Annotated in this window: 12 protein-coding genes; 4 read left to right on the top strand and 8 right to left on the bottom strand. The window is 74.2% G+C overall.

Annotated elements, in window-relative coordinates; all coding sequences use genetic code 11:
* Nucleotides 1–4: 4 nt before the first annotated feature.
* Complete coding sequence (locus tag IE177_RS17020; protein WP_190016181.1) at nucleotides 5–742, bottom strand: flavodoxin family protein; 738 nt, start codon at nucleotides 740–742, stop codon at nucleotides 5–7.
* Nucleotides 743–906: 164 nt separating this feature from the next.
* Between IE177_RS17020 and IE177_RS17015 the strand changes: the two genes are divergently transcribed.
* Nucleotides 907–1260 carry a DUF4333 domain-containing protein gene (locus tag IE177_RS17015; RefSeq protein ID WP_190016180.1) on the top strand — a complete coding sequence of 118 codons (354 nt, stop codon included), beginning with the start codon at nucleotides 907–909 and terminating at the stop codon, nucleotides 1258–1260.
* A gap of 21 nt (nucleotides 1261–1281) precedes the next feature.
* On the opposite strand, the gene IE177_RS17010 is transcribed toward IE177_RS17015, so the two are convergent.
* Complete coding sequence (locus IE177_RS17010; RefSeq protein ID WP_190016179.1) at nucleotides 1282–2073, bottom strand: VOC family protein; 792 nt, start codon at nucleotides 2071–2073, stop codon at nucleotides 1282–1284.
* Nucleotides 2074–2349: 276 nt separating this feature from the next.
* On the opposite strand from IE177_RS17010, the gene IE177_RS17005 reads away from it, so the two are divergent.
* Complete coding sequence (locus IE177_RS17005; protein ID WP_190016178.1) at nucleotides 2350–3456, top strand: SCO2400 family protein; 1107 nt, start codon at nucleotides 2350–2352, stop codon at nucleotides 3454–3456.
* Between the two features lie 28 nt (nucleotides 3457–3484).
* Here the strand turns inward: IE177_RS17005 and IE177_RS17000 are convergent, their stop codons facing one another.
* The 3 genes from IE177_RS17000 to IE177_RS16990 all read right to left on the bottom strand — a co-directional run bounded on the left by IE177_RS17000 (nucleotide 3485) and on the right by IE177_RS16990 (nucleotide 5948).
* On the bottom strand, nucleotides 3485–4441 hold the full coding sequence (locus IE177_RS17000; protein WP_190016177.1) for an MIP/aquaporin family protein: 957 nt from the start codon (nucleotides 4439–4441) through the stop codon (nucleotides 3485–3487).
* An 83-nt stretch (nucleotides 4442–4524) separates the two neighbouring features.
* Nucleotides 4525–5190, bottom strand: coding sequence for an SDR family NAD(P)-dependent oxidoreductase (locus tag IE177_RS16995; protein ID WP_190016176.1), 666 nt, complete (start codon nucleotides 5188–5190; stop codon nucleotides 4525–4527).
* A gap of 71 nt (nucleotides 5191–5261) precedes the next feature.
* On the bottom strand, nucleotides 5262–5948 hold the full coding sequence (locus IE177_RS16990) for a DUF4328 domain-containing protein (protein WP_229816072.1): 687 nt from the start codon (nucleotides 5946–5948) through the stop codon (nucleotides 5262–5264).
* A gap of 250 nt (nucleotides 5949–6198) precedes the next feature.
* On the opposite strand from IE177_RS16990, the gene IE177_RS16985 reads away from it, so the two are divergent.
* Nucleotides 6199–6942: a DUF4142 domain-containing protein gene (locus IE177_RS16985; RefSeq protein ID WP_229816071.1), complete on the top strand. Its 744-nt coding sequence runs from the start codon at nucleotides 6199–6201 to the stop codon at nucleotides 6940–6942.
* 60 nt (nucleotides 6943–7002) lie between these two features.
* On the opposite strand, the gene IE177_RS16980 is transcribed toward IE177_RS16985, so the two are convergent.
* Together IE177_RS16980 and IE177_RS16975 are read right to left on the bottom strand one after the other, a co-directional pair.
* Nucleotides 7003–8649 carry a glycoside hydrolase family 13 protein gene (locus tag IE177_RS16980; RefSeq protein WP_190016173.1) on the bottom strand — a complete coding sequence of 549 codons (1647 nt, stop codon included), beginning with the start codon at nucleotides 8647–8649 and terminating at the stop codon, nucleotides 7003–7005.
* Nucleotides 8650–8756: 107 nt separating this feature from the next.
* Complete coding sequence (locus tag IE177_RS16975) at nucleotides 8757–9725, bottom strand: nucleoside hydrolase (RefSeq protein WP_190016172.1); 969 nt, start codon at nucleotides 9723–9725, stop codon at nucleotides 8757–8759.
* A gap of 260 nt (nucleotides 9726–9985) precedes the next feature.
* On the opposite strand from IE177_RS16975, the gene IE177_RS16970 reads away from it, so the two are divergent.
* Nucleotides 9986–10768, top strand: coding sequence for a hypothetical protein (locus tag IE177_RS16970; protein ID WP_190016171.1), 783 nt, complete (start codon nucleotides 9986–9988; stop codon nucleotides 10766–10768).
* Between the two features lie 38 nt (nucleotides 10769–10806).
* On the opposite strand, the gene IE177_RS16965 is transcribed toward IE177_RS16970, so the two are convergent.
* Nucleotides 10807–12156 carry a helix-turn-helix domain-containing protein gene (locus IE177_RS16965; RefSeq protein WP_190016170.1) on the bottom strand — a complete coding sequence of 450 codons (1350 nt, stop codon included), beginning with the start codon at nucleotides 12154–12156 and terminating at the stop codon, nucleotides 10807–10809.
* Between the last annotated feature and the right edge of the window lie 55 nt (nucleotides 12157–12211).

Here is a 12211-nt window from a genome sequence, read left to right as displayed (position 1 = left end):
GTCCCTAGCGGTGCTCGGGGTTCTCGTGGTCGCGGCGGCAGCCGGCGTCCCATGCGGTGCGCTGGTTGCCGTGGGCGGGGATGCCGCCGAGGTCCTTCAGCGCCCGGGCCAGGTGCAGCAGGTTCCAGGTCATGAAGTGGGTGTTGCGGTTGGTGAAGTCGTTCTCCGGACCGCCGGATCCCGGGTCGAGGTACGAGGGTCCGGGGCCGGCCTCGCCGATCCATCCGGCGTCCGCCTGCGGGGGGATGGTGTAGCCCAGGTGCTGCAGGCTGTACAGCACGTTCATGGCGCAGTGCTTGACGCCGTCCTCGTTGCCGGTGATCAGGCAGCCGCCGACACGGCCGTAGTAGGCGTACTGCCCGGCGTCGTTGAGCAGACTGGAGCACGCGTACAGGCGTTCGATCACCCGCTTCATCACCGAGCTGTTGTCGCCCAGCCAGATCGGCCCGGCCAGGACGAGGATGTCGGCCGCCATCACCTGCCGGTACAGCTCCGGCCAGGCGTCCGTCTCCCAGCCGTGCTCCCTCATGTCGGGCCAGACGCCGGTGGCGATGTCGTGGTCCACGGCCCGGACGACGTCGACGTGGACGCCCTGCTGGTCCATGATGCCGGTGCTGCGGTCGATCAGCCCCTGGGTGTTGCTGGTCTCCGGCGAGCGCTTGAGGGTGCAGTTGACCACCAGGGCCCGCAGGTCGGCGTACTGGGCCGGCGGTGCGTCGGTGGCGGGCGGCGAAGCGGTCACACGGTCCTCCCGGAACGCTGCCGCCGCACGGTGCGCGGCGGCTCCTGCGCGTACGGGATCCAGCGTGCGGGCGGCCCGGGCCGGGCGCCAGCAGAGTGCCTCCGGATGGCCCACCAGTATGCTTCCGGCGTTTCCCGCCCGCACAGCCTCAGATGGAGTCCACCATGGCGACAGTCCGCTCGTCCGCAACAGCCTGGAGCCTGTCGGCCGTTGCCGCCGGCGTGCTGCTCGCCGGCTGCTCCGGCTCGGTCACCGTCGGGAAGACCACGCCCAAGCTGTCCGCGGACAAGCTGTCCGACACCCTCGCCGAGAAGCTCGCGGCCACCACGGGCCAGCCGAAGCCCGACGTCAGCTGCCCCGAGGACCTCGTGGGCAAGGTCGGCACCACCACCCGCTGCACGCTCACCGCGGGCGACGGCGGCAGCCTGGGCGTCACGGTCACCGTCACCTCCGTCGAGGACGACCGGATCAACTTCGACTTCAAGGCCGACGACAAGGTCTCGCCGGCCGCGAGCTGACCCGCGCCGTCCCGCGGCCGGTCAGGCCGCCTGGCGCGGGTCCGGCCTGAGCACGGCGAACACCGCCTGCGCCGGGTCGGCCAGCCACGCGACGCGGCCCACGTCGGGCACGTTCGCCGGCGGCACGACGACCGTCCCGCCGTTGCCCCGCACGGCGGCGGCGACGGCGTCCGCGTCGGCCACCGCGAAGTACGGCACCCAGCGCGCGTCGTCCTGACCGGCGTCGTCCTGACCGGCGCGCAGCGGGGCGACACCGCCGAAGGAGCCCTCCTCCTGGTCGCCGTCCCTGATGCTGAGCACCTGGTACGTCATGCCCGGCGTCCGCATCTCCTCGGTGCGCCAGCCGAACAGGCCGCGGTAGAAGCCGATCGCCGCCGCCGGGTCGGCGACGTGCAGCTCGACCCAGACCAGCGTGTCGTCCTCGGACGCCTTCTCCAGGCCGCCGGGGGCGTGCAGCACGGCGAACTGCGCGCCCTGGGGGTCGGTGAACTGGGCCATGGTGGCCTCGCCCATGGTCATGGGCTCGGCGCGCACCGTGCCGCCGGCGGACACCACCTCACGGGCGGTGGCCCCGGCGTCCTCGGTGCGGAAGTACGTCATCCAGGACGACGCCGCGCCCTGTTCGGTCAGCGGACCGAGGCCGGCCACGGTCCTGCCGTCCTTCTGGAAGAAGCCGTAGCCGCCCGCCTCGGGCCCGGCGGACGCGAACCGCCATCCGAAGACGGCGCCGTAGAAGGCGGCGGCCGCGTCCGTGTCGGGGCTGCCGAGGTCGATCCAGACGGGTGAGCCGGTGCGGAACTCTGTGCCGAGCATGCGTGTCCTCCTGCCGGTCCGGTACGGGGCCGCCCGCCACTATGCCGACCGGTGCGGGCGGCGCGGCGCGCCCCGGCCGGACGCCCCGGCGGGTTCACCCGGCCGGGGAAGAGGGGCCCCGGAAAGCCCCGGGAATCTGCGCAGGAGTGCCACATGGGCTGCACACGGCCTTTCGAAAGGCTCGTTAGCGTGACTGGTCGCTCGGTCCCCCGCACGAGCGTGACCAGACCGTGGCCGAAAAGGGCCGACGGTGCAGTCAACCCAGGAAGACCGCGCATGGACTACTGCTCCTCGTGCCGACGGCACCTCAACGGCGCCCTGGTGTGTCCCGGGTGCGGCGCGTACGCCCCGGACATCGCCCCGCCCGGCATCGACGGGCTCGGCGACCCGAGCTGGACGGCATCCCCCGGCTCGGCGCGGACGACGGGCGTCGCGCCCGCCGCCGGGGCGTCCGGGGCTCCGTACGCCGGGGCCACGGGGTGGGAGTGGGAGGGCACCGGTCCGGTCGCCGGGACCGGGCCCGGGGCCGGGACGGGAGCCACCGGGACCGGAGCCGAGGACCGGACCGGTACCGGGATCGGGGCCATGTCCGGAGCCGTGACCGATGCCGATGCCGTGACCGGGGCCGGAGCCGAGGCCCTGACCGGGACCGGGGCCGGCACCGGAGTCGAGGCCGGCACCGGAGCCGTGACCGATGCCGATGCCGGGGCCGGGGCCGAGGCCCTGACCGGGACCGGGGCCGGCACCGGAGCCGAGGCCGGCACCGGAGCCGTGACCGGAGCCGAGGAAATGCCGCCCCTGTCGCGGGGGCGGGCGGCGCGGCGCCGTCAGCTGGCCCGCTGGAAGAAGAGCCGGCGCCGGGCGGCGGTGGCCACGGCGGTCGCCATCGTCGGGGGCGGCCTGAGCATCGCCACGCTGGACCGGAACTCGGGCGACCGGGCGCAGGCGGCGACCGCGCCGGACCACCGGAGCATGGGTGCGACCGGGGAGCAGCCGGACGAGCCGGGCCGCCCGGTGCCGACGGCGCCCACCCCGCACCGGCCGGACGGCACCGGCGCGCCCACGGCGCAGTCACCGTCCACCGCCGTGACGCATCGGCACTCCCTCCCGGCCACCCCCCACACGGCGCAGCAGGTCACCCGCCCGGACACGGCCGCACGACCCGCCCCGGCCGCGGCCGCCGACGCCCCTCGGTCCCAGGCCACCGCCCCGACCGGCACCGGAACCGCGGCGACCGGCCGCACCGGCACGGCACCGGCCCCCGCGCCGACGCAGGCGACCCCCAGCGGCGGCGGCACGGACACCGGCACGCCCGCGACGCCCCCGGCTCCGGCTCCGTCCTCCCCCTCCCAGCTCTGCCTGGTGGTGGTCTGCCTCGGCTGACGGTGCGGCCGGGCCGGCCGGGTGACGGTCAGTACTCCTCGTCCTCGTCGACCGTCTTCACCGGCCGGGTGCGACCCGGCTCGGGCAGCTCGGCCATCTCCGCGCGCACGGTCAGGACGTCGCCGATGAACAGGTCGTACACCAGGATCCCGATCGTCCCGCCGACCAGCGGCCCGACGATCGGGATCCACCAGTAGTTGCTGAACACGCCGGCGACGCTGCCCGGGAAGGCCAGGCTGTCCCAGCCCGCCGCGTAGGTGAACAGCCGCGGGCCGAAGTCACGGGCCGGGTTGATCGCGTATCCGGCGTTGGCGCCGTAGGACATGCCGATGGCGGCGACGGCGAAACCCACGATCAGTGGTGCCAGGTTGGCCTTCACGGCCTGATTGCGCAGGTCGATGACGGCGGCGATCATGATGAGCAGGAAGGCCGTACCGACGATCTGGTCGATCAGGGGCCCCCAGACGCCGCCGTGGAAGTACGGCGCCGGGAAGGTCGCGAAGATCGAGAACGTGGCGTTGGTGTGCCCGTTCACCTTCGGCCCCGGCACCGCCTGGTCGAACGCGGTGATCGCGTTGTGGTAGACGAGGTAGACCAGGGCCGCCCCGGTGAAGGCGCCTACGAGCTGCGCGATCCAGAAGGGCACCACCTTGACCCAGGGGAAACCGCGGCGTACGGCCATCGCCAGTGTCACCGCCGGATTGAGGTGGGCGCCGCTGATGCCGCCGGCGACGTAGACGCCGAAGACGACGGCCAGGGCCCAGCCCCAGGTGATCAGCAGCCAGTCGCCGGCCGCGAGGAAGATCGTCGTGGGGGTCGCGGCCCGGCCGGAGCCGGGCAGTGCCGCGACGGCCATCGCGACCACGCCACAGCCGAAGGCGATGAGCACGAAGGTCCCGAGGAACTCCGCGATGCACTCGCCCAGCAGTCCGCCCCGGCTCCGCAGGCGGGACGTCTTGACGAGCGGAGGGATTTCTACAGCCATTGAGGCCCCCTTGAAGAGGACAATGCGGCCAATAGCGCCATATTGACCTACAAAGCCACTCCCCGCAGCGTGACAGAACCCCGTCAGCTGTCGAGATCGTCGGCGTAGTGCCGGTACCCCCGCCGCTCCCGGTGCAGCCGCCACAGGGTCTCCGCGAGCGCCGCCGGGTCCTTGCGCGCGTGCCCGGCCACGATCGCTCCCGGGATCACCAGCTGCGCGACATGGATGCCCTCGCCCGCCAGCCGGTCGTGCAGCAGGTGCCCGTACGCGCTCTCGGCGGCGAACGCGATCGAGGTGCCGGCCCGCTCGGGCCGGGGCACGGCGGCGGTCCCGCCGTTGACGAACAGGATGGTCCCGCGCCCGAGCCGCCGCATCCCCGGCAGCACCTGCTGCACGGCGGCGACGGGGCCGTACACGGAGAACTCGATCGGCCCGATGAGGTCCCGGTGCCCGGTGTCCAGCACGGGCCGCATGAAGTCCCGGTGCGGCACCGGGCTGTACTGCAGCACCTCCACGGTCCCCAGCGCGCTCGCGGCGGCGCCCAGGGCCGCGGTCAGCTCCTCCGGCCTGCGCACGTCGGCGACGAAGCCGCGCGCGGTGACGCCCCCGTCCGCGAGCTCGCCGACGATCGCGTCCAGCCGCTCCCGGTCCCGGGCGACCAGGGCGACGGCGAACCCCTCGCGCCCGAACCGGTGCGCCACGGCGGCGCCCAGTCCGGGCCCCGCACCCACGATCGCCACAGTGCTCATGCCGGGGATGAGTACCGCGCACGGCACGGCCCCACACCAGCGGCTCCGCCCCGGCCCTCCCGGGGCGCGCCCTACCGCTCCGGATCGCCGGCCACGGCCCGCATCCGCTCGTCCTGCACCCGGGTGACGGCCCGCACGGCGAACACGCCCGCGACGGCGGCGGCGACCACCGCCACGTCACTCGCGAGCAGCGGCCAGACCTCGCTGTACGCCCGGGCGATGATCTCGTCCGTGGAGTCCCGGTAGACGATCCCGACCCCGCTGAGCATGCCGATCAGCCATAGCCCCCACCAGACGTCCACGGAGACGGGCCTGCGGCGCCCGGGCGCGGTGGCCTCCAGGGCGTCGACGACGATGCCGCGCGGGACCCACAGGTTCACGACGGGGAAGATCCACCCGAGGTACACCCAGACACCGCCGTACCGGGGCCCGCGCCCCGACAGGGCGCGCGCGTTGTCCCGCAGGCGCCACAGCCACGACACGAAGGACAGCGCGCAGAGGAGGACGGCACCGCCGCCGAACGCGGTGACGAGGTGGTACGAGTTCTCCAGCGCGGTGAGCGGCCGGTGCACCCCGTCACCCTGGTCCGGCGGCCCCGAGGCCGGCTCCCCGGCCAGGGCCAGCCGGATCTCCCACACGCCGTGCACCACCCAGGCGGCCCCGGCCAGCAGCAGTCCCCCGACGGCCAGCCGCCCGGACCAGCGGACGGGCTGGAGCCCGGACGGGCGGACGGAGGGCTTGTCGATCTGTACGGTCACCGCGTCATCCTCGCACCCGGCATCCGGCCCGCCTCCCCGGCGCCCGCCCGCCCACCTGCCGCGAAGGCGGCCGCGAGGGCGGTCAGTTGCCGATTCTTTACCCGCGGAACAGAGACGAACGGCGCTCCCGTCCGTACTGCTGTGTGTCCGATCCGCTCGCGCCGTCACTGCGAGCGGGATCCCTGACCGGGCAGGAGGCACGGTGCGCTTTTCGCGGAACGCGACGGGAACGGTATTCGTGGGCGGTGCCATGGCACTGACCCTCGCGGCCCTCGCCTACCCGGGCATGCTGGGACTGGACACCGTCTCCAGCTCGCAGACGCGGATCATCGCCCAGACGCAGTGGGGACCGCTCACCGAGGGCGACCGCGACTTCGTGGTCAAGGTGCGGGCGGCCGGTCTGTGGGAGTACCCGCTCGGACAGATCGGGCTGCAGAAGGGCAGCAGCAAGGGGGTCAAGACCGCCAGCGAGCACCTCGTCGACGGGCACGCCGCGCTGGACGCCTCCTGCCGCAAGATCGCGCCCATGCTGAACATCACGCTGCCCAACGTGGCGAGTCCGCAGCAGGAGGGCTTCGTCACCCAGCTGAAGGGCGAGGACGGCAAGCAGTTCGACACCGACTTCGCCAACATCCTGCGCATGACGCACGGTTCCATCTTCAACACCATCGCGAAGGTCCGCTCGACCACCAAGAACTCACTGGTGCGCGCCCTCGCCGACCAGGCCAACGACACGGTGCTGGACCACATGACGGTGATGGAGAAGACCGGTCTGGTCGACTTCGAGCAGACCGTCTTCAAACAGACCACCCCGCCGAAGCTGCCCTCCTCCGACCTGACGCCGCCCGCACCGCCCGCGGGCCAGCCGGAGGTGGTGCTCACCCCGCCGCCGACGGCCACGTCCAGCTCGCTGGACCTGAACGGCCTCGGCGGCGGAGGCGGCGCGGGCACGGGCACCGCTCCCAGCCCGAGCCCCAGCCCGACCGTGCGTTAGGCCACCGGGCCGCCGGCGTCCTTCGTTTGGACGAGCCCGGCGCGAACCAGGCGAGAGACCCTAGGCCAGCCACACGGTGGTGTCCGGGGGCAGGGTTCCGGTGCCGGACAGCGGTGTGCTCGTCAGCAGGGTCTCGCCCGCCGGGAGCGGCACCGGCGCACCGGTCAGGTTGGTGACGCAGCGCCAGGCGGCGGAGCGGGTGAAGTCCAGGACTCCGGCGGGTGCGTCCGGCGTCCAGGTCAGCCTCTCGCCGTCCAGCAGTTTGCGGCGCAGGCGCAGGGCGGTGCGGTACAGCTCCAGAGCGGAGCCCTCCGCGCCGTCCTGCGCCTCGACGGCGTACGACGCGAACGACGGCGGCTGCGGCAGCCAGGCGCCGCCGGGCCCGAAACCGTACGAGGGTCCGGTCGTGGTCCACGGCAGCGGCACCCTGCACCCGTCGCGGCCCTTGCGGACGTGGCCGGTCTGCTCCCAGATCGGGTCCTGGAGCACCTCGGTGGGCAGGTCGGCGACCTCGGGCAGCCCGAGTTCCTCGCCCTGGTAGAGGTAGGCCGAGCCGGGCAGCGCCAGCATCAGCAGCGTCGCGGCCCTGGCCCGGCGCAGGCCGGCCTGCTGGTCGACGGCCGGCGCCGTGCCGCCCGACAGCAGCCAGGCGCCCGGGTCGGTGCCGGGCGGGAGCATGAGACGGGAGGCGTGACGGACGACGTCGTGGTTGGAGAGCACCCAGGTCGCCGAGGCGCCGGCGGCGCGCGCCGTGGCCAGCGAGTCCGTGATGACCTGCCGTAGTTCCCCGGCGTCCCAGCCGGCCTCCAGGTACTCGAAGTTGAAGGCCTGGCCGAGTTCGTCGGGGCGGGCGTACAGGGCGCGCCGGGCGCCCGGCACCCAGGCTTCGGCGACGGCGGTGCGCGGTGGGGTGTAGGCGTCGAAGATCTTGCGCCAGTCGCGGTAGATCTCGTGGACCTCGTCGCGGTCCCAGTAGGGGTGACTGCCCGCCGGGACGCGCGGCAGGGCGTCCTCGCCGGTGGCGCCGATGCCGCCGACGTCCCGCAGCGGCTCGGTGAGGTCCTTGGCCAGGCCGTGGGCGACGTCGACGCGGAAGCCGTCGACGCCGCGGTCGGACCAGAAGCGCAGGGTGGTGCGGAAGTCGGCGCGGACCTCTTCGTTGTCCCAGTTGAGGTCGGGCTGTTCGGGGGCGAACAGGTGCAGGTACCACTCGCCGTCGGCCGTACGCCTCCAGGCGCTGCCGCCGAAGACGGACTGCCAGTCGGTGGGCGGGAGTTCGCCGTGCGCGCCCCGGCCGGGGCGGAAGACGTAGCGGTCCCGGGCGGGCGAGCCGGGGGCGGCCCGCAGCGCCTCCTGGAACCACGGGTGCAGGTGGGAGGTGTGGTTGGGGACGACGTCGACGACCACCTTCAGACCGAGCCGGTGCGCCTCGGCCACCAGCGCGTCGAAGTCGTCCAGGGTGCCGAGCCGGGGATCGACGTCCCGGTGGTCGGCGACGTCGTAGCCGCCGTCGGCGAGTTCGGAGGGGTAGAAGGGGCTCAGCCACAGGGCGTCGACGCCGAGCGCGGCGAGGTGGTTCAGACGCTGGGCGATGCCCTTGAGGTCGCCGAGGCCGTCGCCGTCGGTGTCGGCGAAGCTGCGCGGATAGACCTGGTAGATGACGGCCTGACGCCACCAGTCGGGGTTCCTGGACGAGAGGTCTGCCATAGGGGATCCCTTCGGGAAGGACGACAGCAGGGAACCTGTCCACATTGCCCGGAAAGGCAATGTTCCAACCCGTTGTCCCGGACTGCCCAGGGGTGCGCCGGGGCACTCTAGGGGCGCTCCACCGTCTCCAGGTACAGCCGCACGTAACGGTCCACGTCCACGTCCAACGCCACGTCCACCAGGGTCTGTTCGCGGCGGCCCTCGTGGATCTCGGACTCGCCGGGGCGGGGGCGGCGGTCGACGAGGGTCTGGCCCCGGGCGGGGCCGGGGGCGAGGCAGACCTCGACCGGCAGCAGGCGCGTGGTGATGCCCTGCGGATCGGCGACGGCGCACACCGCGCCCGCGTCCCCGAGGCCGCCCGCCTCCTCGGCCTCCGGTTCGCCGCCCTGCGTGGTCGGCCGGTGGGCGAGGAGTTCGCCGGCCAGGCGGGTTCCGGGATCGCTGCTCGCGCGCAGCCGGTGCACCTCGGGGCCGGGAACGACGACCCGCATGAAGACGTCCAGGCCGTACATCGTGATGGGCACGCCGGCCGTCAGCAGGACCGCCGCCGCCTCCGGGTCGTGCCAGACGTTGAACTCGGCGACCGGCGTGGCGTTTCCGGTGGCCACCGCGCCGCCCATGAAGACGATCCGCTCGATGTTGCGGGTCACCTCGGGGTGGGTGCGCAGCAGCAGGGCGATGTTCGTCAGGGGAGCGGTCGGGATCAGGGTGACCGGGCGCGGGGAGGCGAGGATCTCGCGGCGCAGCAGCGTGACGGCGTCCTCGGCGGCCGGGGACCGGGTGGGCGCGGGCAGGCCCAGGTCGCCCATGCCGTCGGCGCCGTGCACGTGCCGGGCCGGGCGGGCCGGTTCGAGCAGCGGGCGTTCGGCGCCACGGCCCACCGGGATGCCGGGGGCGCCCGCCTGCTCCAGCACGGTCAGCGTGTTGCGGACCACCCCGTCGACGTCCGTGTTGCCGGCCACACAGGTCACCGCCCGGACGTCCAGACCCGGGTGGCGTACGGCGAACAGCAGGGCCAGGGCGTCGTCGACCCCGGTGTCGCAGTCGATGATCACGGGGACGCGCTGACCGGTCACGGCTGACTCCTTCCGTCGTGCCGACGATAGATCAGCCGGCAGGCCGGTGGGCGGCACCGCTGCTCCGACGGACGGACGCCCACTCCCGCAGGGGCACCGCCCGGTACGGCGCCGGACGCACCGTTCCGGCGACGCCGTGACCGCGGTGACCGCTCACCCGGACGGCTCCGAGCGTTGGTGGCGCGGTCGGGGTGGTGGTGCCGTGAGAGCAGGCATCCCTCCGGCACCCCCACCGGCACGCAGCCGAGGAGGCACCCCCCATGACCCCCGCGATACGCCCCCGTGGCCTGCGTCTCTCCCTGATCGCCGCCGGTCTGCTCGCCGTCGGCGGCTGCGCCGCCCTCGGCCTGCACCACCCGGCGACCGCCCCGCACCCCCTGCCGACGATCGACCGGCCGGACCCGACCGTCCGGCACTCCGCACGGGCCGACGGCTCCGCGCTCAGCGACGAACAGGCGCAGTCCGCGCTCATCACCCAGTCGGACGTGGGCGCCTCCTGGATCCCCACGCGCGGCGCGGCCACCTGGCGGGACGGGCTGCTGAAGGCGACCACCCCGGCGCGGGAGTGCCAGCCGCTGCTGGACGCCCTCTACAGCGACGAGCTGCTCGGCGGCCCGGCCCGCGTGACCGTGGGCCTGGACGACGCCGACACCGACGCCCAGCTGCGCTACCAGATCGGCGCCCGCCGCGCCGCGGACGTCGACGCCGCCTTGACCTGGCTGCGGACGATGCCGGTGCACTGCGCCCGGTTCACGGCCACCACGGAACGCGGGCTGGTCGAGGACGTCCAGGTCGTCGACGCCCCGCTGCCGGAGGTCGGGGACGCCCGCCAGGGCCTGCGCATCGGCATCGCCACCACGACGGACAACGGCGAGAAGTACCTGCTCACCCTGGACCTGGCCGCCGTCCGGGTCGGCACGGACTCCTTCGCCTTCACCAACGGCGGCCTCGGCGACGTGCCCAACGACGCCACTCAGGCCGCCGTCCAGATCGGTGCCTTGCGCCTGGCGGACATCCAGAAGCAGGGCCGGGCGCAGGTCTAGGATCCGCCCTCCGGATCAGGCCGCGGTCACGGTCACTCTCATGGCCCCAGCGGGGGCTGGGCCGGGGCCGGGCCGAGGGTGGTGGTGCCGGGGGCCGTGCGGTGGCCGAGCCCGGTGCGGTAGGCGTCCAGGGCCGCCTCCGTACGGCCCGTGCGGCGCAGCAGGTCGCCCAGGAGACGGCACAGGTCGGCCAGGTCGCCGGCGGCGCCCGCGCGTTCCAGGAGGCTGAGCGCGCGGACGTAGTGCTCCTCGGCCGCCTCGGTGTCCCGGCCGTCCTCGGCGATGATGCCGAGCAGGCGGTGGGCCGCGGCCGCGTGGACGGCGCCGCGCTCGGAGGAGAGGTCGCCGAGTACGCCCTGCAGCAGCTCCGCGGCCTCGGCGGACCTGCCGCGCCGGTGCAGCACGTCGGCGAGCTCGACCGCGGCCTGGCTGCGGTAGAGGGCGGCCCGCGTCTGGGAGAGCATGGCGAGCGCCTTGCGCAACTCGTCCTCCGCCCGTTCCAGTTCGCCGGCCTGGGCGCAGACGTAGCCGCGCATCCAGTGGCAGTTGGCCAGCTCGGTGCGCAGCCGCAGCCCGCGGTAGAGCTCGGCCGCCTTGGCGAGGGAGGCGTCGGCCTCGGCGGCCCGGCCGTCGGCGAGCAGGGTGCGCGCGACAGAGCGGTGCATCCGGGCGATCAGCGCGGGGTCCTCGGCCTGCGGGGCGAGCGCGAGGGCGAACTCGGCGGCCTTGGCCGCGCGGGCGTGGGCGCCCATGTCCATGTACGGGCCGATGACCGCGGCGTAGAGCTGCAGCAGCGCCTCGGGGTCGTGCAGCCCGCCCCGGTTGAGTTCGTCGAGGGCGGTCTCCAGCAGGTAGACGGCGTAACGGAGTTCACCCGCGAGGTAGTGCGAGACCGCCCGGCCGCGCACCGCCGGCACCCGCACCGGCAGCGACTCGCCCGCCAGCCGCTCCTCGGCCCGCTCGAAGCACTCGCGGGCCGTCGCCAGTTCACCGGTCTCCAGTGCGCACTCGCCGAGCCCGAGCAGCGCGCCGGCCTGTTCGCCGCCGAGGCCGTGCGTCTCCGCCTCGGCGAGCAGCGCCGAGTACTGCGCGGCCGCCTCCTCGGCCCTGCCGTCGGCGAGGATCCGCTGCGCCTCGGTGAGCCGCAGCCGCAGGCCGACGGCGAGGTGGGCGGGCCGGCCCACGGCCAGCTCCTCGTAGGCCACGCCGAGCCGGTCCGCGATGTGGGTGAGCGCCTCGTCGGAGGCCCGGACCCGGCCCGCCTCCAGGGTGGAGATGTAGGCCGGCGTGTACGCGGGCTCGGCCAGCTGCCGCTGGGTCAGCCCGCGCTGGGTGCGCAGGTGCTGCACGCGCCGCCCGATGACCTGGGGGTCGTCCCGTTCCCGCATTGGCTGGTCTCCCAACTCCCGTGGTGCCTCTTGCCGTTGGCCTCGTGCAGCCTCT

It is taken from the genome of Streptomyces lucensis JCM 4490, assembly GCF_014650035.1.
Classification (GTDB): Bacteria; Actinomycetota; Actinomycetes; order Streptomycetales; family Streptomycetaceae; genus Streptomyces; species Streptomyces lucensis.
This window is presented reverse-complemented; position numbering and strand designations above follow the sequence as displayed.